26 protein-coding genes are annotated in these 16,561 nt (G+C 70.4%); 4 read left to right on the forward strand and 22 right to left on the reverse strand.

The annotated features are described in order from the left end of the window. Positions 1-2: 2 nt before the first annotated feature. The 17 genes from E6O51_RS11925 to E6O51_RS12000 form a co-directional block, all read right to left on the reverse strand. Positions 3-443, reverse strand: a complete 441-nt coding sequence (locus E6O51_RS11925) for a phage protein GemA/Gp16 family protein (protein ID WP_136385204.1) — start codon at positions 441-443, stop codon at positions 3-5. Position 444: 1 nt separating this feature from the next. Beyond that, the gene (locus tag E6O51_RS11930; RefSeq protein WP_136385205.1) at positions 445-666 is read right to left on the reverse strand and encodes a hypothetical protein; all 222 of its coding nucleotides are present in this window, start codon (positions 664-666) and stop codon (positions 445-447) included. Next, a complete protein-coding gene (locus E6O51_RS11935; protein WP_136385206.1) occupies positions 666-872 on the reverse strand; it encodes a hypothetical protein in 207 nt (68 codons plus the stop codon). The genes E6O51_RS11930 and E6O51_RS11935 overlap by 1 nt, the downstream gene beginning before the upstream one ends. Before the next feature lie 4 nt (positions 873-876). Then, positions 877-1,014 (reverse strand): hypothetical protein, encoded by a 138-nt coding sequence (locus tag E6O51_RS21860; protein WP_168735255.1) that lies wholly within the window; start codon positions 1,012-1,014, stop codon positions 877-879. A 14-nt stretch (positions 1,015-1,028) separates the two neighbouring features. Continuing rightward, positions 1,029-1,301 (reverse strand): HU family DNA-binding protein, encoded by a 273-nt coding sequence (locus E6O51_RS11940; RefSeq protein ID WP_136385207.1) that lies wholly within the window; start codon positions 1,299-1,301, stop codon positions 1,029-1,031. Beyond that, the gene (locus E6O51_RS11945) at positions 1,301-1,900 is read right to left on the reverse strand and encodes a hypothetical protein (protein WP_136385208.1); all 600 of its coding nucleotides are present in this window, start codon (positions 1,898-1,900) and stop codon (positions 1,301-1,303) included. The genes E6O51_RS11940 and E6O51_RS11945 overlap by 1 nt, the downstream gene beginning before the upstream one ends. Positions 1,901-1,903: 3 nt before the next feature. Continuing rightward, the gene (locus E6O51_RS11950) at positions 1,904-2,323 is read right to left on the reverse strand and encodes a hypothetical protein (RefSeq protein ID WP_136385209.1); all 420 of its coding nucleotides are present in this window, start codon (positions 2,321-2,323) and stop codon (positions 1,904-1,906) included. Beyond that, positions 2,320-3,315, reverse strand: coding sequence for a winged helix-turn-helix domain-containing protein (locus tag E6O51_RS11955; RefSeq protein ID WP_136385210.1), 996 nt, complete (start codon positions 3,313-3,315; stop codon positions 2,320-2,322). Before E6O51_RS11955 ends, E6O51_RS11950 begins: the two co-directional genes overlap by 4 nt. Beyond that, positions 3,312-3,557: a hypothetical protein gene (locus E6O51_RS11960; RefSeq protein ID WP_136385211.1), complete on the reverse strand. Its 246-nt coding sequence runs from the start codon at positions 3,555-3,557 to the stop codon at positions 3,312-3,314. Before E6O51_RS11960 ends, E6O51_RS11955 begins: the two co-directional genes overlap by 4 nt. Next, the gene (locus tag E6O51_RS11965; protein WP_136385212.1) at positions 3,554-3,877 is read right to left on the reverse strand and encodes a hypothetical protein; all 324 of its coding nucleotides are present in this window, start codon (positions 3,875-3,877) and stop codon (positions 3,554-3,556) included. The genes E6O51_RS11960 and E6O51_RS11965 overlap by 4 nt, the downstream gene beginning before the upstream one ends. Beyond that, positions 3,874-4,245 (reverse strand): hypothetical protein, encoded by a 372-nt coding sequence (locus E6O51_RS11970; protein ID WP_136385213.1) that lies wholly within the window; start codon positions 4,243-4,245, stop codon positions 3,874-3,876. Before E6O51_RS11970 ends, E6O51_RS11965 begins: the two co-directional genes overlap by 4 nt. After that, positions 4,242-4,604 carry a helix-turn-helix domain-containing protein gene (locus E6O51_RS11975; RefSeq protein WP_136385214.1) on the reverse strand — a complete coding sequence of 121 codons (363 nt, stop codon included), beginning with the start codon at positions 4,602-4,604 and terminating at the stop codon, positions 4,242-4,244. Before E6O51_RS11975 ends, E6O51_RS11970 begins: the two co-directional genes overlap by 4 nt. Next, positions 4,594-5,259, reverse strand: a complete 666-nt coding sequence (locus tag E6O51_RS11980; protein WP_136385215.1) for a hypothetical protein — start codon at positions 5,257-5,259, stop codon at positions 4,594-4,596. Before E6O51_RS11980 ends, E6O51_RS11975 begins: the two co-directional genes overlap by 11 nt. A gap of 41 nt (positions 5,260-5,300) precedes the next feature. Further along, a complete protein-coding gene (locus tag E6O51_RS11985; RefSeq protein WP_136385216.1) occupies positions 5,301-6,020 on the reverse strand; it encodes an AAA family ATPase in 720 nt (239 codons plus the stop codon). 80 nt (positions 6,021-6,100) lie between these two features. Continuing rightward, positions 6,101-8,428, reverse strand: coding sequence for a Mu transposase C-terminal domain-containing protein (locus tag E6O51_RS11990; protein WP_136385217.1), 2,328 nt, complete (start codon positions 8,426-8,428; stop codon positions 6,101-6,103). Next, positions 8,425-8,862 carry a hypothetical protein gene (locus E6O51_RS11995; RefSeq protein ID WP_136385218.1) on the reverse strand — a complete coding sequence of 146 codons (438 nt, stop codon included), beginning with the start codon at positions 8,860-8,862 and terminating at the stop codon, positions 8,425-8,427. The genes E6O51_RS11990 and E6O51_RS11995 overlap by 4 nt, the downstream gene beginning before the upstream one ends. A gap of 296 nt (positions 8,863-9,158) precedes the next feature. Continuing rightward, positions 9,159-9,494, reverse strand: coding sequence for a helix-turn-helix domain-containing protein (locus tag E6O51_RS12000; protein ID WP_136385219.1), 336 nt, complete (start codon positions 9,492-9,494; stop codon positions 9,159-9,161). A 145-nt stretch (positions 9,495-9,639) separates the two neighbouring features. Here E6O51_RS12000 and E6O51_RS12005 point away from each other — a divergent pair, with 145 nt between their 5' ends. Both E6O51_RS12005 and E6O51_RS12010 read left to right on the forward strand, forming a co-directional pair. Continuing rightward, positions 9,640-10,182, forward strand: coding sequence for a helix-turn-helix domain-containing protein (locus E6O51_RS12005; protein WP_136385220.1), 543 nt, complete (start codon positions 9,640-9,642; stop codon positions 10,180-10,182). Between the two features lie 52 nt (positions 10,183-10,234). Continuing rightward, on the forward strand, positions 10,235-10,579 hold the full coding sequence (locus E6O51_RS12010; RefSeq protein ID WP_136385221.1) for a hypothetical protein: 345 nt from the start codon (positions 10,235-10,237) through the stop codon (positions 10,577-10,579). On the opposite strand, the gene E6O51_RS12015 is transcribed toward E6O51_RS12010, so the two are convergent. Continuing rightward, positions 10,554-11,699, reverse strand: coding sequence for a DUF917 domain-containing protein (locus E6O51_RS12015; RefSeq protein WP_136385222.1), 1,146 nt, complete (start codon positions 11,697-11,699; stop codon positions 10,554-10,556). The genes E6O51_RS12010 and E6O51_RS12015 overlap by 26 nt on opposite strands. A 90-nt stretch (positions 11,700-11,789) precedes the next feature. On the opposite strand from E6O51_RS12015, the gene E6O51_RS12020 reads away from it, so the two are divergent. Further along, on the forward strand, positions 11,790-12,821 hold the full coding sequence (locus E6O51_RS12020) for a GGDEF domain-containing protein (RefSeq protein WP_168735257.1): 1,032 nt from the start codon (positions 11,790-11,792) through the stop codon (positions 12,819-12,821). 19 nt (positions 12,822-12,840) lie between these two features. On the opposite strand, the gene E6O51_RS12025 is transcribed toward E6O51_RS12020, so the two are convergent. Beyond that, positions 12,841-13,101, reverse strand: a complete 261-nt coding sequence (locus E6O51_RS12025; protein WP_136385224.1) for a hypothetical protein — start codon at positions 13,099-13,101, stop codon at positions 12,841-12,843. Positions 13,102-13,208: 107 nt separating this feature from the next. Here E6O51_RS12025 and E6O51_RS12030 point away from each other — a divergent pair, with 107 nt between their 5' ends. Then, entirely contained in the window at positions 13,209-14,009 is an 801-nt protein-coding gene (locus E6O51_RS12030) for an N-acetylmuramoyl-L-alanine amidase family protein (protein ID WP_136385225.1), read from the forward strand. Between the two features lie 4 nt (positions 14,010-14,013). Here the strand turns inward: E6O51_RS12030 and E6O51_RS12035 are convergent, their stop codons facing one another. The 3 genes from E6O51_RS12035 to E6O51_RS12045 form a co-directional block, all read right to left on the reverse strand. Next, positions 14,014-14,565, reverse strand: a complete 552-nt coding sequence (locus E6O51_RS12035) for a chromate transporter (RefSeq protein WP_136385226.1) — start codon at positions 14,563-14,565, stop codon at positions 14,014-14,016. Then, the gene (locus E6O51_RS12040; RefSeq protein WP_136385227.1) at positions 14,562-15,152 is read right to left on the reverse strand and encodes a chromate transporter; all 591 of its coding nucleotides are present in this window, start codon (positions 15,150-15,152) and stop codon (positions 14,562-14,564) included. Before E6O51_RS12040 ends, E6O51_RS12035 begins: the two co-directional genes overlap by 4 nt. Positions 15,153-15,273: 121 nt before the next feature. Next, positions 15,274-16,542 (reverse strand): zinc ribbon domain-containing protein, encoded by a 1,269-nt coding sequence (locus E6O51_RS12045; protein ID WP_136385228.1) that lies wholly within the window; start codon positions 16,540-16,542, stop codon positions 15,274-15,276. Between the last annotated feature and the right edge of the window lie 19 nt (positions 16,543-16,561).

Genomic DNA, 16,561 nt, shown 5'->3' on the forward strand with positions numbered 1-16,561 from the left:
GGCTAGTTGCCCGCCTTCTTGAACTGCAACGTGCGGTTGAGGGCGCCGACGATGTTGCGCAGGGCCTTCTCGTCGGCGAAGTCGACGCATTCGGCCCAGCCGTTGCGCTTTGCGATGGCATCCGCGTAGCGCAGGGTGTGCACCTGGCCGGTAACCCGGTGCAGCTCGGCCAGCATGGCATCCACCTTGCCGAGCAAGGCTGCACGCTCGGGCGCGGGGGTGACGCGCTTGCGGCCCTGGTAGCCCTGCTGGCCGCGGTTCAGATGGTCGAGCACGGCGTTGAGGTCGGCCAGGGTGCAGTCGGTGAGGCTGCGGTGGCGGCCGGTGACCTGGTAGATGACGGCGCGGCGGGCGTCGTCATCCAGGCCGGCGGCCTTGCAGGCGGCGAAGATGGCACGCTTGCGCGCGGCGATCTGGGCGGCGAGGGGGGCGGATGCGGCCATGTCAGCTTTCCTCCGGGATGTCACCACGGCTGGCACCGCAGTGCAGGCACCAATAGCCCGTATCAGCTTCGGGGCACAGCAGCCAGCGGTGTTCGCACTGTTCCCGCTGCACGCGCTGCTCGATGTTCTCAAGCCGCCGGATGGCGTCGTCGTTCAGATACCGGCGGATGTCGGAGAGCTTGAGGACGATATAGCGCCGCTCCCGGATAAATCGTTCCGGCATCACACACCTCCCGCCAGCACGCGCTGTTGCACGTGCAGCGGCACGCCGCGGTCGGCCATGAGGACGCGCACCTTCTCGTGCTCGGGGTTGGTGCGCAGGATGGCCCGCATGTCCTCGACGAACTGGCGCAGCAGCCAGTCCGTGCGCCGGCAGCGGGCGGGGGCCTGGCGGTACAGGCTGGTATGGGCGTCGATTTCGCGTTTCATGGTGTCACTCCTCGTCGATGGGCATCAGCCACAGCAGCGCGCGGTGCAGGATGGCGATCAAGGTCTCGGCTATCGGGCGCATGGCGGCCTCCGCTGGGTGGGGTGGGACTCGGCTTGCCGGATGGCCCGCGGGGCAGGCCATCGAGCCAGGCGGGTCTAGGGGTTGATGGCGTCGGTGAGGGCCTTGGCGGGGGCGAACTTGACGACGACGCGGGCCGGGATCTGCACCGGCTCGCCGGTCTGGGGATTGCGGCCGGTGCGCGTGATGCGGGCGGAGAGCTTGAGCTTGCCCAGGCCGGGCAGCGTGGCATCGCGGCCGCCGGTGGCCAGGTGCTCGACGATGGCATCGGCCTGCACCTCCAGCACGCGGCGCGCCTGGGTCTCGACTTCGCGCCCATCGGAGAGGCGGTAACGGAAGGGGTTATTCATCACGCCACCTCCTTGCTCTTCGCCTTCGCCTTGCCCTTGCGCTCCTTCGGCTTGTCGTCGTCGCCCTGGCGGCGGATGGCGTCGGCGATCAGGGCCTGGGCGAGCTTCTCCACGTCGGCGGCGCCGATGGTGATGAAGGGGTTGTCCGCGCCGCTGATGCGGTTGATGCCGAGCTTCTGGTGCGCGGCGGCGGGCAGTTGCGCCAGGGCGTCGGCGACCAGGGTTTCTTCGGTGCGGATGAGCAGGTCGGCCTGGGCGGGCAGCAGCGCGCGGATGCGCTTGATGAGGGCCGCGTCGTCGCCCCAGTCGAGGGAGTCTTCCGCCTTGCGGTAGCCGGCGCGCACGCCGTTGACGCTGACGCTGCGGGGTTTCTCGAAGAGCTGCGGGGCGCCTTCCAGCAGGCTCATGAGGGCGCGGTGGGCGGCGGCTTCTTCTTCCGCGGCGGCGTCCATGCCGGCGCGGTGACGGTCGTAGATGGGCTGGATGGCGGCCTTGATTTCGTCATGGCACAGGGCCGCTCGGGCCGTGGTGGCGGTGTGGGCCACGGCGAGGCGGTCGACGGCGGCGCGGATCTGGTCGAGGGTAACGGGGGGGGTCATGGGTCAGGCTCCGATGCGGGTGAGAGGGTGGTCGGCGCCGGGCGCGATGGCGGCGCGGCCGGCGGGGGTGATGCGGTAGCGGTTGGTGCGGGTGGGGCCGGTGCGGCCGGCGCGCTCCACCAGGCCGGCGGCGACGAGGGTGGCGAGTACCCAGCCCCATTGCCCGGTGGTGACATCCGGCCGCAGTGCGGCGAGGCGCGGGGCGTCGAGCTGGCCCGCGTGGTCGAGCGCCCCCAGGGCGATGCGCCGCAGGTGGTTGGCGCTGGCCGCGCTGCGGGCGCGGCGCTTGTCGCGCTCGCGGCTGCGGGCGTTTTCCGCTGGCGGCGGCGGGGCGGCCGCGGCTTCAAGCGCGGCCATGAGGCCGGCGAGCTGGCCGGAGAGGCTGAAGGGGCCGGAGAGGTGGCCGAGGGGGCGGGCAGTCATTGGGCGGCGCCTCCCTGCTGCTGGGCGTACCCGGCCAGCAGCAGGGCGAGGCGGGCGACGGCCTCACGCGGGAGCTGGGTGAGCACGGCGCCGTCGAGGATGTCGAGCGCGCCGTCATCCCACAGCGCGAAGCGGATGGTCATGTCGGGGCAGGCGGCTCCGCTCAGGGAGAGGTCCGTGGCCGGATCGGCGTCGGGGGCGGGCTCGATGCGGTGCGCCGCGTCCGGCTCACCGGCGCCGGCGGCCGGGTCGTAGTAGCAGCAGACCTGACCGCGGCGGCCAGGGCGCTGGATAGTGGCCAGATCGCCGGCCGATACCAGCCTCGCGAGGGTGCGCGAGACGGTGGCCTGGGTCACGCCCAGCATGTCGCCGATGGATTTCGCGCTGATGCCATGGTCGGCGGTGAGGCCGGCGACGATCTGGCGGATGTGGTCGCTCAGCTGGCCGGGCAGCCGGCGCGAGGCGGAGGCGGTCATGGTGGTCCCCTGAGTGGATGCGGGATCGCTGGATACGCCAGCGGCGGAGCCCGCGCGCGCCATCGGCCTGGCCGGCTCGTGAGCCGGCGCGACCGGCCCCTCTTGACCCGCAGGGGCGACCTGCGGTGCTGCATCGGGGGGGGCGGCCGGCTTGCTCAGGTCCGGCCGCGGGTCGCGCTGCGGGTCCGGGGCGGCGGGGAAGCGCCGCGGGCGGACATCCGCGGGGAAGAGCGCGCTGTGTCTGTTGCCCGTCCAGCTGCCGGTCTCGACGTGAATGCCGGTGGGCCAGATGGCGAGCCACATCTCGTCGTCACCGGCGCGCTGGATGCGGGCGGTGGCAATGGCGCGGTGGCGCTGCAGGCGGTCCAGGGCGGCGTCCAGGGTGCCGGGCTCGATGCCCAGCGCCCGGCCCACGTCGGCGGCGCGGGCGGGGGCCTTGCTGGTGGCGCGCTCGATGTGCCGCAGGATGCGGGCGGTGAGCGAGTGCCGGTCCGGGGCGGGGTGCGGGGCGTTCACAGCACCACCCGGCACGGCAGGCCACGGTCGGCGGCGTAGTTGAGCAGGCGCAGGGCGTCGCGGGCAGCGGCGTCCACCCCCCTAGCGGAGACATAGACTTCGGCCCGACTCTCCCCGTCCCCACGCACGACCATCCAGGCACGGTCCGACGGGCCGAATTCGAGCACGGCAGTCACCAGCCGCACCAGGGCATCGAGCAGTTCCGGCGCCATGGCGTTGAGGGTTTCGGCGGGCGCGCTCACGACTGCCCCTCCAGCCAAACGAGGCGCACGCCGTCCAGCACGAGCAGCACGTACACGCCGTGGGCGCCGGTGATGCGGGTGCAGCCGTGCACGGAGGCCGTCAGAACGCGCAACAGGTTGCCGCTGGGGCGGGCGATCCGCACGGCCGTGTGCCCGGCGACGGGCCAGCGGCCAACAAGCTCTTCGTCCAGGACGGTGGCGCCCCAGGAGCGCAGCTTGCGCACGGTGGCGTTGAGCCGGGACAGGCGGTCCAGGGTGTCGGCGTTGAGCACGCGGGGCGGGCGGTGGGCGGCCAGGGGGATGACGATATCGGCGTTCACAGGGTGTCCTCCAGTTGAGCCAGGCCGGGCAGTTCCACCGGAAGCCCGGCTTCGGCGGCGTAAGCGAGGGTGGCGACGGCGTTTCCGATGGCCTCCCGCAGGGCGTCCTTCGGCGTGATGTCGCCCAGGTCGATGCCGTGCTCGCGGCGGTAGTCCTCGTCCTGCTGGACGAGGGCCAGCACCACGGCGCAGAGGTCGGAGAGGATCTCCGGGGCCATGGCGAGCAGCACGCCCAGGGCGAGGCCGCCGGGCTGGACGTTGGCGACGGTGCCGCCGTCGCCATCCACGATGTAGCCGGGCAGGGTCGGGTCGGTGTTGGGGCGGTAGCCCCACGTCAGGCACGGCAAGGGTTGAACAGGGGCAGTCATGCGGTTTCCTCCGGGCGATGGGGGCAGCTCTGGCATGCCTTCCAGAAGCGCATCGCCAGGGGGTTGTGGGTGGGGGCCGCGCCGAGCGCCAGGCGCCGGCATTCGCTGCGCGGCTGGGGCTGGTTGGATGCGGGGCATTCGGCCACTACGTGCAGGCGGTCGATGACCCGGGCGATGAAGGCCGGCGGCACGTGGGGCCGCAGGCCGTTGAGCGCCTGGCTGACGTAGGCGCGGGAGACCCCCAGGCAGCGGGCAACGCGGGTGACACCGCCGCGGCCACCGGCCTGGTTGGCGTCCGCCACGGCCTGGTGCAGCAGGGTCTTCCAGTCGACGGCAGGGGTGGGATCGTTACCGGCCATGATCGGCATCCTCCTCGGTAACGGCGGGCGCCCACACCACGGCCAGCAGGTTAGGGTCGAAGACCACGCGGGTGCGGCACACCATGGGCGGCTTGGGGCCGGTGTTGCGGTCCGGCCGCAGGCGGTAGCGGGCGGGCACGCCGCCGCGGCCGGTGCCGTGGCCCCGCTGGGTGCATTCCAGGTAGCCGGCGGTGGCGAGCGTCTGCAGGTAGTCCTCGGCGGCGCGCAGTGCCACGGTGGCGGTGCTGCTGCTGGCGTGGGCGGCCAGTTCCCGGGCGTTGGTGTCGCCGTTGCCCAGCATGCGCAGCGTGCGCCACATCTGTTCCTGGGCCAGCCCCTGGGTGACGCGGCTGCCGTCCTTGCGCACGCGGGGGGCTTCGATGCCTTCGTCGCGCGCCAGGCGGTAGCGCTTGCGGCCGCGGGGCCCGGGTTCGATTTCCGCAAGCTGGACGATGCCGGCGCGCTGCAGGCATACAACGTAGGTGCGGGTGGTGGCCGCATCCACGGTGCCGCCCAGCTCCCGGTTGATCCGGGTGGTATCGACGATGTCGTCGATGCACCAAAGCTCGCGGCCGCCGCGATCGCGGATGGCCGCCCAGATGCGCTGGCGCGGGGAGAGGCCGCCGCGCAGTTCGGTGACGGGCTTACGCGGCATGGTCGGCCTCGCCGATCATGATGCATACGAATAGCTGCATCTCACACCCCCCTGCGCGGCGCGTCGCCGGTATAGAGCGGGCGATCGCCCCAGGTGCCGAGGTCGACCGCGCCCCAGCCTTCCACCGCGGCGGCCTCGGCGATGGCGGCGAGGTTCACCGCCACCCGGCGCACGCTGCCGCCGGACAACTTCACCAGGCGCTCCAGCAGATCGCCGCGCACAGCCACGTCCGGGCAGTAGATCGGCACCAGGGCGGCGGCGTCGGTCAGGCTCACCGGCTGCGCCGGAATCCAGCTCAGCACGCGGCTGTGGAAGCGCTCCCACTTCTTGAGCTTTTGCGGCAGCAGCTCCTCGCCCAGCAGCAGGATGGGCGCGGCGCCGCCGCCCTCGTGCAGGTCGCGCACCAGCTCGACCATGGAATCCGAGCGCACGCAGTAGTCGAACTCGTCGATGATCAGCATGCGGCCGCTGGCGGCGAGCTGGGTGCACGCCTGGTCGAGCATGGCCGGGATGGTGCCGTGGGGCTTGATGCTCATCTCGATCAGCACCTTTTCCAGCAGCGTCTTGCGCGTCCAGGCGCTGCGCATCTGCACGAAGTAGGCGCGGGTCTCGTTGGCCACGGCGTTGGCGGCCGTGGTCTTGCCGTAGCCGGCCGGGCCGTACAGCGCAGCCAACCCCGGCAGGCCGGCGGTGCGGATGGTGAGGCGCTCGACCGCGATGCGGACGAGTTCCAGGTTGTGGATCTGGGCGGTCTGGGTCATGATCGGCGTGCCTTGTTTCCTGTGGTGGGTTTCGGGGCTGGCCGGCTGCTTGTGCCATCAAGCGCGCCGGCCGTTTTCATTCAGCCGACCTTGCGCAGGAACATCCGTCCCTGCGCAGAGGTCAGCCAGCTCTTCATGAAGCGGAAATCAACGTCCGCCAGGGGGTCACCGCGCTCGAAGGCTTCCTTCAGGGCGCGCCACTCGGCGTAGTTCTCCGCCGCGCTGCGCTCGGAGCGGGACTTCCGGATGGCCGGCGCAAGCTCGGTCACTTCGGCCGCCGCTGTCGGCAGGCGGGTGGCGGACACCACCCGGCCGCCGATCACCATCTGCCCCGCCACTGCGGGGGCGCGTGCGTCTGCGCGGGCTGCCTGGCCGGCCGCGTCGATGGCGGCTGTGGTGTGCGCCGGCCCGCGGACCGGCATGGTGGCCAGCTTTCCGGCACTCGCCGCACGCTCGCGCAGGATCTCGGCCACGATTTCCTTGGCACCCGCCTTGCGGGCGGTACGCTTGAGGACGGCTTTTTCTTCCCGCACCACACGCCGCTGCACGGCCTTGGCCGCGGCGGCGATCTCGGCCGGGGAAATACCGGTCAGATCGGGGCAGACCGCCACGCAAACAAAGGTGCCTTCGTCGTCAAACACGAACACCCGGCCCACGTCAGCCACGTCCTGGCGCACCGCGAAACGCGCGCCCACGTTGTAGGCGCCGAGCTCCGGCGCGATGTAGTCATGGCGGTTGATGCGGATGCCCTTCTTTTGGAGGCTGAAGTAGCCGTCCCGTCCTGCGAGCGGCATCAGCAGCACGTCCAGCACGCGCTCGTCTGCGATGCGCGCCACGGGCTCAGACCAGCTCGCAGCCACCTCGAAAGGTGTGCGGCCGTCTAGCCCGGCGTGCGGGTTGTGCGCATAGACGTTGTCGGTCCACTCGTCGCAGAAGGCCTGAAATTCGGTGGCCGTCATGCGCACTTCGAGTACGCCGTCTTTCTGGAATAGGCGCTCGCTGAACGAGGCGCGGGCCTCCAGTTCCTTGCGCTCGGCCACGTTGTGGCCGATGTAGCCCGGCAGCAACTCCACCAGGTCGTGATTGAAGGTCTTAAAGAAGCGCTCGATGTGGGGTTTCTGCCAGCCCGAGAACGGCGCACACAGTTCTGGATCGGTGCCGATGGCATGAAAGAGCGTCTGCAGGTAATGAGCGCAGTAGTCCGAGCCGTTGTCGTGCTTCACGCGCTCGACCCACCCCCAGTCCGTCAGCGCACGGCGCACCAGTGAGCCGATGGCGGCCGATTTGCTGGTCTTCGCCACGAGCAGCTTTCCGCGGCGGGTGAACACATCCAGCGCGCCCAGCACCGCATAACGCGCCGTGCCCGAGGCCGCGTCCGGGTCTAGCAGCAGCACGTCGCCCGGCGTGGAATCCAGCTCCCAGCGGTAGTTCGGGCGCACTACGTCCTCAGACGCGTCCCCGAAGGCCAACATCTGCTGATTCTTCCACCTGTCCGGGTTGCGCAGCGCCAGGTACGCGCTGGCGCGCTCCTTCAGCCAGGCCAAGCGGAAGCGGCGGATCGCATCCACGTCGGGACGCGCCAGCAGTCCCTCGGCCTGCGCCGCCTTGAGGCTGGCGGTAACGGGGGCGAGCCGTGTGCCAAAACGCGCGCTGATCGCCTCGGCAATCCGCTGATCCTTCACATGGGGGAACTCCACCAGGAGGCCCACCACCAACTCACGGATCTCCGGCTGGTCCTCGATCTTGCCGTGGCCCGCCTTATCCCGGCCGTCCTTCTCGTCCAGCAGCGCCGCCAGCCCCGTGGCGGCAAAACCATCGACCCAGCGCCGCAGGTTGCGCCCGGAGAGCTTGCGCACGGACTCGCAGGTATCCGGCGAGCACGCCGCGCCGGCCGTGGCGCAGTAGCTGGCCGCGAACCCGTTGAGCGCCTTGTTGCCGTGGCGCTGCCCCTCGGCGGCGATCCAGCGCTGGTACGCCTGCACGATCTCCAGCCGTGCCTGCATGCGCTTGACTTGGTTGGCGGTGAGCTTCGGCCACCGCCGCAGGATTTCGATGCCGGCGCTCCGGCGGTTCAGGAGGGCGTCCACCCGCACCTGCTCGGCCGCCGTGGCCAGTTCGGCCCCTTTGAGCCTGCCGGCGCGAGCGACTTCTTCCAGCATCCTCTGCGCCGCCTCGCAGTCGGCCGCTTGGCCGGCGGCCACCGCCGCGTGCTGGATGCGCGTGGCGCGCGCCTTGACGGCTTTCTGCACGCCCTTCGGCAGAGCGGCCGAGTCGTACAGGCGACGACTGCCACCGCGCACAATCTCGGTCTCGAAGGGCCAGGCCTCACGCGCTGCGCGCTGCGCGACCGCCTGTTTCGACACACCCAGAGCATCCGCGACCTCGGCCAGTGTCACGCGCGTACTCATGCCTGCTCTCCCAGCAGCTTCTTCAGCGCCCGCTCCTGACGGGCCAGTTCGTCACGCATCTGCGCCACCCGGCCCAGTTGCGCCTCCAGCGCCTCGCGCCCAACGGACAGGCGCGCCCCGCGCAGATCGGCATACCAAGCGCCCAGCTCGTGGGTTTCGAGCGCCGCCTCGAAGGCAGGGGCGTACTCAAACGGGAAGCGCCAGGCGTCGCGGCTCTCGGCCGTCCAGGAGTCGAGCTGATGCTTGCTGATGTGGTCGCCCGTCAGCTCGCTCATGCGTGCGGCCACGTCGTGGCGGGACAGCGGACTGCGCTTGAGCAGGTCCGACAGCAGCCCGCGCAGCGCCGGCCCCACGGCCAGCGCGCCGGGGATCGGGCGCACCGGCGCCGGCACCTCGAACAGATCCGGCGTCAGCAGGTCGGCCGCGCGGCGCATCTCAGTTGCCCGCCCAATGCTTGGCACGGCGACCCCGGGAGCGAGCAACCCAGCGGCGGGATTCAGCCAGCCCACGGACTTCACGGATGCGGCACTCGAACCCTGCGCCCACGAAATAGCCGCCATACAGACCGCGATGGACCCCATGACGTCACGCAGTCGGTTGTAGCGCCGCAGGCCGACCCGGTATCGATGCACGCGGCCGTCCGCTCGGGTGATCGTCACAATGGCGCCACCGGTGATGCGGCGAGCTTTGACCGCGTCGAGCGCGGCGGGAGTAGTGGCCGTGCTCATGTCTACGCCGCCTCCCTGCTATTGCCATTGCGTTGGCAACCCAGCGCGGTAGACTGGGCACTCCTGCGCATGCCGCGCAGCCCGCGCAGGCGGGGCGTGCCGTCCTTGAAATACCGGCTCGGCCAAATCCGCTGCACGGGCACGCCGATCGCCTCGGCGATGCGCTTCTCGTTCAGCGGGTAGCTGCGCAGGAAGGTGTGGGAAAGCGGAGAAGACGAAGACAGGCCGTGATGCGCCGCCAGGGCGCGCAGCGTCCATCCCTTCTTCTCCAGAGCGGCCTTAATGTCGGCCGGGTGCCAGTCCTGTTGGCTGGCTTTTTTCGCGGATGCGGTTGCCATCGTTCGCAGTTCTTGGTCGGGTTGCGATGGATGGCATTTAATACGTTGAAACGTGCCATGTCAACCGGTTTGACGTGCTTTATGCTTTCAGCGACTCGCAAAAAGCGAGGTTTGACGTGTTTTTTATTTTCAATCAGGTGGTTACATGAAGCGTCAACAGAAAAACGAGTTGACGCTTTCGGTTGACGCTTTCTCCATCGAAAGCGTCAACCTGTCGGTACCTGCCATTGGGGAGCGAATCAAGGTAGCTCGGAAGGCTGTCGGCCTGACGCAGGACCGCTTGGCAGCGCTCGCTGGAGCCACGTCTAAACGTGGCCTCCAGGACAATGAAGCTGGGAAGGGGATGCCTGGCGGTCAGATGATCGGCGCAATGGTGCGTGCCGGCATAAACGCCAACTGGCTGCTGACCGGCGAAGGTCCAATGCTGCTCTCCGAACTCGATGAAGCGGCCGCTTGGCGCGCCCGGGCCGAGCAGCTGCAGGTCGCCCTCAATGCGGCGGCCCAGGCCGCGCCCCTCAACGAAGCGGCCATGCGCGCCATCATCATCGGCGTACTCGAAGACCCCCGCTACAGCGCAGCCGAGGCGGACTGCATCGCCGCCCGCGCGGTCCAGCTCTATCGCAGGGCGCTCGACGACAACCTAATTACCGCCACCGGCGTGGGAGAGGGCAAGAATAAGGCGGCTTGAGGGCTGTTTTACGGAGGCCCGGCGTACCTAGCGTGGCGGCATACTCCCCTGCATGGGGAGCGAAGACGACCAGCAGATGGACTGGCTCAGGCGCTGGGTACGCCGACAGTCTGATGACGACGACCCGCCGCGCGGTAACGGCGCCACCGTGCTATTCCGCCTCACCACCCTCCACGCCGCCGCCGGCCAACTCCGACGCTACGACGACCAGGCCGACAACGACTCCGCCGCAGCGCTGTTCGACCTGCATCCGATCTGTGCCGTTTTCAGTGCAAAACTGACTGGACTGCGCCCGTTTTTCGCGAATTGTGCCAGATTGGTTTTCGGGCACGCCGACGCCCTGAAACCCGCGCGCCCCAAGGCGTTCCGGGTTATCTCACAGAATCCTGGGTTGTGACAAAACGATCACCCCCCCACAAGAGCACCGGCGCATTACCGAAAAACCCCACCTGTGCCAGCAACTGCGTGAAGCGTCCGGCCAGCGGTTCGCGGCGCAGCAGGGGATCGGCCGGGATGCCGAGCAGGTGGACGCGGGTGCCGACCGTCTGGGCGGTGATCTCGGCGTTGGACAGCGGTTCGCCGTCTGCGGTGAGCCAGGCCAGGGTGTCCGGCGCCGCGGCGAGCGGGGCGTCCTTGTCCGTGCGCCAGGCGAGCAGGTTCTCGTTCTGGGCGATCACGGCGACGTCCGCCGTGTCGTCGTGCAGAATCACACGGCTCATATCGAACCCGCCGCCTTCGCGGGTGGCGACCGCGGTGATGGGGCCGCTCGCCAGCACCACGAGTCGGCCGCCGAGCGCATCGCGCACGGCCGCAATCGGGTCGCTGCCGATCGCCTTGGCCCGGCGCAGCGCGGCACCGACCCGGATGGCGCGGCTCACCGAGCCGGCCACGCAGGCCCCCGCCAACTGCCCTATCTGCAGCGCCCAGGTGGAGAATGCGCCTTCTTCACCGAAGGCCGTCGTTTCCACCAGGCCGCGCACCAGAGCGTCGGCATCGGCCGGCGTGGGCGTGTCCAGTACCGCTTCCACGGCATTCGTGCCTTCCGCCGGTTCGTTGGCAAGCACCAGCGGATTGGGCGGTGCGGCGAAGTTGTAGGCCGCCAGGCCGAGCGTTGGCAGGGCGCGGCCGGCGCTGTCGGCATCGACCAGCGGCAACCCGAGCTGAGCGGCGACCAATGCCGGGATGATGCTGTTCATTGCGCCGGTCTCGCCCGGCAGCACGGCGAGCAACTGCCGGCCGCTGGCGGCGGCCAGACGGGTGAATGCCTGGCGTGGCGCGGTGGTGAAGGCGGGGCCGTGGGTCGCGGCGGCCGGCGCGCCAATGCCGGCCACCACGCCGGCCCACAGCGTGGCGGGCAGCTCGGACAGGGCGTTCAGCCGCACCGGCCTGCCGAGCTGTTCGATGTAGTCGATGAGCGGTTTGGCGCCGGCCCGTGGGCCGCCGCCCCCGCCGCCGAGCAGGGCGGCGCCGGTCAATAGATCGTGAAGTGCGATGGAATCGAGAGTCTTGTCGTTCATTGGATGTCATACTCCAAACATGTGTTCGAGTTCCCGGTGATGCCGGCGAGTATCCGGCTATCATCCTACACGCCGTCGCACGGACAGACCATGACCGATGACGTACACATGATTCCACGCAGGCTGCGCCGTACCCGCCTGATCCACGCGCTGAGACGCCGTTTCCCGGTGGTCGAGAGCCTGTGGCAGCGCTTTCCGGACAACATCTTCATCATCCGCTGCGAGCCGGACGGCCGTTTTCTCATCGAAGCGATCAGCCCGGCGCTCGAGCGGCTGATCGGCGTGCCCGACGCCGAGGCAGCGGGCAGGCCGATCGAGCAGATCGTGCCGCCCATCTACCTGGACAGCGTGCTGTCCCGCTACCGCGAATGCGTGGCGAACGGCATTCCGCTGAGCTACGAGGAAACCGGCGCCCCCGAAGGGACCGAGCCGCGGCATTGGCTCACGCTGATGGTGCCCGCGGCCGACACGGCCGGACGGGTGGAGTACATCCTCGGCATCTCGCGCGACATCACCGCGATCCGCCATGCCGAAGAGGTGCTCCGGCGCAGCAACGAAGATCTGGAACGGCGCGTCGCGGAACGTACCGCCGCACTGGAACTGGCCAATGCGCGCCTGATGGAACTGGCCACGCGCGACGGCCTGACGGGCCTGCACAACCGCCGCCACTTCTTCGAACTGGCCGAGCGCGAACTGGCGCGCGCGCGGCGCAACGGGCTGCAGTTGTCCATCGTCATGCTGGATCTGGACTACTTCAAGCTGATCAACGACAGTTATGGCCATGCCGCCGGCGACCACGCGCTGCGCGAGGTGGCGGGGCTGTTTGCGCTGGTGCTGCGCGAAACCGACATCGTGGGGCGCTACGGCGGCGAGGAGTTCGCCATGCTGCTGCCCGATACCTCGCGCGAGGAAGCCAGGCAGGTCGCCGAGCGCCTGCGCGCGGTGGTGGCCGGGCACGTGGTCGACTGGCGCGGAGAGCCCATCCATTGTTCCGCAAGCCTGGGCGTCGCCCATGTGGACGGCGGCGACGTCCCGACCCTGGACGCGTTGCTCGAACGCGCGGACGGCGCGCTGCTGCGTGCCAAGAACGGTGGCCGCAACCGGTTGGTGATGTCGATCTGAGTGCCGGCCGGGAAACGCCTCAGCGGATGTTCTCGGACTGGAAGAGCACTGCCTGGTCGCCGACGAAGGTCACGCTGATGTAGCTCTTGTCGTCGCCCCAGGTGCAACTGCGCGCGGCCAGCAGGTCACTGCACTTGTCCGGCTTGCCGAGGATGCCACGCACGTCCTCGTAGGCCATGCCGGGCTTGAGCCGGCTGTAGTTGTCGGCTGTGACCTTGCTGCAGGCGGCCAGCGGCAGGGCCAGGGCGGCGAACAGCAACAGGTGTGCGGCGCGATTCATGGGCGGGCTCCGGGGCGATGGACGGCATTATGCCGCCGATCGGTGCCGCCGGCACCGTGCGGCGGCAGGGCAGCGTAAACTCGCCCCTTTCCGGTTGCGGTGCCGCCATGGGATCAGCCGATTCGAGCAGGGCCTCGTTCCACTACGCGATCGCGCTTGCCGGCTTGCTCCTGGCACTGGCGGGCGCGCCGGCAGGGGCGGTGCCGCGCGTGGCCGTCGACATCGGCCATACCGAGCAGGCGCCGGGGGCGACGAGCGCGCGCGGGCGCAGCGAACTCTCCTTCAACCGGGAACTGGCGCTGCATCTGGTGGAGGCCCTGCGCATGCGTGGGCTGGGGGCGGTGCTGATCAACGCGGACGGGCGCATCGGCTCCCTGCGTGAGCGCCCGCAGCGGGCGGCCGAGGCGGGGGCGGATTTCCTCGTCTCCATCCACCACGATTCGGTGGGCGAGCATGAACTCGTCCAGTGGTACTGGCAGGGGCGGGAGGCGTTCTACAGCGACCGCTGGGCCGGCCATTCCCTGTTCGTGTCGCGGGACAATCCCGCCACGGCGCGCAGCGTGCTGTGCGCGCGGGCCATGGGGGCACGCCTGCAGCGCATGGGTTTCGTGCCCACGCATAAGAACGGCCGGCGGCGGGCGTATGCGGATCACGCGCTGGCGGTGCATCACTACGACGAACTGGCGGTGCTGCGCCATGCCGCGATGCCCGCCGTGCTGTTCGAGGCCGGCGTGATCCGCCACCGGGACGAGGAACTGCTGCTCGCTGATCCGGCGTACCAGGCACGCATGGCCGATGGGCTGGCGACCGCCATTGCGGCCTGCCTGCTCGCGGGCGAACCGGCGGAGGACGAGGCTGCCGCCGATGCGCGCGGCGCGGATCGGCGGTCGGCGCCCGGCGGGAATTGAGCGTTCAGACGAGGCCGGCTGCGCCGGCCATGCCGCCGGCGAGGATCAGCCAGATCGGCGCGAGGCGGGTCTTGAGCATGGCCACCACGGTCAGCGCCATCAGTGCGAGCGCGCCGTAACGCTGGGTCGGCTCGGCGAGGAAGGGCCGCGCCAGCACCCAGGCGGTGGCGAGCAGCAGGCCGATGGTCACCGGTGCCAGGCCGCCGGTGAAAGCGCGCACGCCGGGCGTGTCGCGGCGCGCCCGGCCCCAGCGGCTGGCGCTGAGCGACAGCACGGTGGACGGCAGCAGGATGCCGACGATGGCGAGCGCCGCGCCGGCCAGTCCGGCGATCTGGTAGCCCAGCACCGGCACGAAGAGCACGTTGGGGCCGGGCGCGGCCTGGGCCAGCGCGACCGAGGCGGTGAATTCCGTGTCGTTCAGCCAGCCCCGTTCGCCGACCAGGTAGCGGTGCATCTCGGGGGCGGTGGATACCGCACCGCCGATGGACAGCAGCGACAGCAGGAGCAGGTGCAGGAAGAGGTCGGCCAGGTTGGCCGCGGTCAGCGTGCCCGTCATGGCTGCGCCTCGCGCCACAGATACCAGCGTGCGGTGCACCAGCCCAGTCCGCCGAGGCCGAAGATCACCCATGCCAGCGGCAGGCGCAGCACCGCCACCGCGACGAGGGTGGCGAGCACGAACAACGCACAGGCCGGCGCGCCCATCGGATTTCTGCGCAGTCCGCCGATCAGCTTGAAGGCCATCGCCACCATCAGCCCGGCGGCCACGGCGCCCATGCCGCGCAGCGCGCCGGCCACCTGGGGATGGGCGGCCAGGTGGGCATGGCCGGCGGCGAGCGCCAGCACGATGGCGAGCGGCGCGGCCAGCATGCCGGCAATGGCCGCCAGCGCGCCGGGCAGGCCGAAGAAGCGGTCCCCCAGCATCAGCGACAGGTTGACGACGTTGGGGCCGGGCAGCAGTTGCGCCACCGAATAGGCGTCGAGGAATTCCTCCCGCGTAAGCCAGCCCTTGCGGTCCACCAGTTCGCGCTGGGCCACCGCCAGCACGCCGCCGAAACCCTGCAGGGCGAGTGCGGTGAAGGTGAGGAAGACTTCGAGCAGGGAGGCGGGAACGGCGCGTGCGGCGGGCGGTTCGGCAGGGGGCATGAAGGCGGCAGGCGGCGGGGACGAGGGGCGCCAGATTACCACGGCGACCGGGAGCGGCCGGGCGTCCTCCGCGCGCAGCGCGCGGCGGGGAACACCCACCGTCGTCGAACGATTCCCGGGTTCAGCCGGTCGGCCGCAGGCGATGTCCGCAGTTGCCGCAGAAGGCATCCTCGCTGTCGATGCCAGCACCGCAGGCCGGGCAGGCGGGCTCGTCGGTGGAGGCGGGTAGCGGCGGCGAATTCTCGCCGTCCTGGACCGTGGTCGTTCCGGCGGCGTCCGCGGGGAGTCCCGGTTCGGTGGGCGGCGGTTCGGCCGGGCCGAGGTCCAACGGTGCCGCGCTTGCCGCGGACGCGGCCTCCGCCTTGCGTTCGGCGGCTGCGGTGCGCGCGGCTTCGGCGCGCCGGCGCACTTCCTCCTGTGCCTCGCGGGCGCGTCGTTCGGCTTCGTGCTTGAGTCGCGCGGCCTGTTCGCGCGCCTTGCGCACGCCTTCCGCGAGGGCGGCGTCCGCCTCGCTGAAGTCCATGTCGGCGGTGAGGTGGAGGTAGATGTGGCAACTGCCGAGAATGGTCGCGGCGAATATCGCGGCGCCGACGAGGCCATACACCAGCCCGCCGCCGATCATGCCGGCGATGGCCGGGCCGCTGCCCGCGCCACCGGCCCGGCCGAGCAGGCTGCCGAAGCCGGCACCGAAATCCAGGACGGAGGCGCTCAGGCCGGAAACGAAAAGGACCCCGTAGGACGCTGCGCCGAACAGCACCAGACTGAGCACGAAGACCAGCACCGCCAGCAGGATGACCGAGACGACGGCCTGTGCCGGCTTGCGGCTGATCAGTGCGTACAGCCTGGCGATGGCCTGGCGCAACGTGGCGCCGCTCCACAGCGCCGGTCCGACGAGCACGAAGAACGGAAACCAGGCGGCGAAATAGAACGCCGACATCAGCGCGAGCAGCGGGAACAGCACGGCGTAGAGCGCCACGCCCAGCACCGGGATCCTGCACAGGAGCAGCAGCAGGGTCACGGCCAGGCTGAACAGGGCGGTGAGCACCACTGCGCCGACGGCGAGCAGCAGGAAGCGCAGCGCGCAGTGGAAGCCGTCCACCAGCGCCGGGCGCAGGCCGCGCGGGGTGCCGCCCGCGGCCTGGTCCCACAGCAGCACGCCGGCAGCGCCGATGCCGATGTCGAGCACGCCCAGGCCGACCAGGGTGGCGAACAGGGTCAGCAGGATGTTGCCGCGTGCGGCGCCCGCGCTGCCGAGGCCGGTGAGCAGCACGAACAGTGCCGCCGTGGCGGCGAGCAGCGCCAGGGCGCGCCAGTTGCGCCAGGCGTCGCCGGCGCGCAGCAGGAGGTCGAGCAGGCCGCTGGCCTGCCGGGTGGGGGAGGCTTCGCTCATCGTACTACGGATCCTTGTC

This window comes from Pseudothauera rhizosphaerae (genome assembly GCF_004801305.1).
In the GTDB taxonomy this organism is placed as follows: Bacteria; Pseudomonadota; Gammaproteobacteria; order Burkholderiales; family Rhodocyclaceae; genus Pseudothauera; species Pseudothauera rhizosphaerae.

Coding starts and splice junctions, on each gene's coding strand:
- E6O51_RS12035 (WP_136385226.1), bottom strand. CDS start 14,565: ATGACGGGCACGCTGACCGCGGCCAACCTGGCCGACCTCTTCCTGCAC.
- E6O51_RS12045 (WP_136385228.1), bottom strand. CDS start 16,542: ATGAGCGAAGCCTCCCCCACCCGGCAGGCCAGCGGCCTGCTCGACCTC.
- E6O51_RS11990 (WP_136385217.1), bottom strand. CDS start 8,428: ATGAGTACGCGCGTGACACTGGCCGAGGTCGCGGATGCTCTGGGTGTG.
- E6O51_RS12010 (WP_136385221.1), top strand. CDS start 10,235: ATGGGGAGCGAAGACGACCAGCAGATGGACTGGCTCAGGCGCTGGGTA.
- E6O51_RS11940 (WP_136385207.1), bottom strand. CDS start 1,301: ATGAATAACCCCTTCCGTTACCGCCTCTCCGATGGGCGCGAAGTCGAG.
- E6O51_RS12030 (WP_136385225.1), top strand. CDS start 13,209: ATGGGATCAGCCGATTCGAGCAGGGCCTCGTTCCACTACGCGATCGCG.
- E6O51_RS12000 (WP_136385219.1), bottom strand. CDS start 9,494: ATGGCAACCGCATCCGCGAAAAAAGCCAGCCAACAGGACTGGCACCCG.
- E6O51_RS12025 (WP_136385224.1), bottom strand. CDS start 13,101: ATGAATCGCGCCGCACACCTGTTGCTGTTCGCCGCCCTGGCCCTGCCG.
- E6O51_RS11930 (WP_136385205.1), bottom strand. CDS start 666: ATGCCGGAACGATTTATCCGGGAGCGGCGCTATATCGTCCTCAAGCTC.
- E6O51_RS12005 (WP_136385220.1), top strand. CDS start 9,640: ATGAAGCGTCAACAGAAAAACGAGTTGACGCTTTCGGTTGACGCTTTC.
- E6O51_RS12020 (WP_168735257.1), top strand. CDS start 11,790: ATGACCGATGACGTACACATGATTCCACGCAGGCTGCGCCGTACCCGC.
- E6O51_RS11945 (WP_136385208.1), bottom strand. CDS start 1,900: ATGACCCCCCCCGTTACCCTCGACCAGATCCGCGCCGCCGTCGACCGC.
- E6O51_RS12040 (WP_136385227.1), bottom strand. CDS start 15,152: ATGCCCCCTGCCGAACCGCCCGCCGCACGCGCCGTTCCCGCCTCCCTG.
- E6O51_RS11935 (WP_136385206.1), bottom strand. CDS start 872: ATGAAACGCGAAATCGACGCCCATACCAGCCTGTACCGCCAGGCCCCC.
- E6O51_RS11985 (WP_136385216.1), bottom strand. CDS start 6,020: ATGACCCAGACCGCCCAGATCCACAACCTGGAACTCGTCCGCATCGCG.
- E6O51_RS11970 (WP_136385213.1), bottom strand. CDS start 4,245: ATGACTGCCCCTGTTCAACCCTTGCCGTGCCTGACGTGGGGCTACCGC.
- E6O51_RS12015 (WP_136385222.1), bottom strand. CDS start 11,699: ATGAACGACAAGACTCTCGATTCCATCGCACTTCACGATCTATTGACC.
- E6O51_RS21860 (WP_168735255.1), bottom strand. CDS start 1,014: ATGGCCTGCCCCGCGGGCCATCCGGCAAGCCGAGTCCCACCCCACCCA.
- E6O51_RS11975 (WP_136385214.1), bottom strand. CDS start 4,604: ATGGCCGGTAACGATCCCACCCCTGCCGTCGACTGGAAGACCCTGCTG.
- E6O51_RS11995 (WP_136385218.1), bottom strand. CDS start 8,862: ATGCGCCGCGCGGCCGACCTGCTGACGCCGGATCTGTTCGAGGTGCCG.
- E6O51_RS11950 (WP_136385209.1), bottom strand. CDS start 2,323: ATGACTGCCCGCCCCCTCGGCCACCTCTCCGGCCCCTTCAGCCTCTCC.
- E6O51_RS11980 (WP_136385215.1), bottom strand. CDS start 5,259: ATGCCGCGTAAGCCCGTCACCGAACTGCGCGGCGGCCTCTCCCCGCGC.
- E6O51_RS11925 (WP_136385204.1), bottom strand. CDS start 443: ATGGCCGCATCCGCCCCCCTCGCCGCCCAGATCGCCGCGCGCAAGCGT.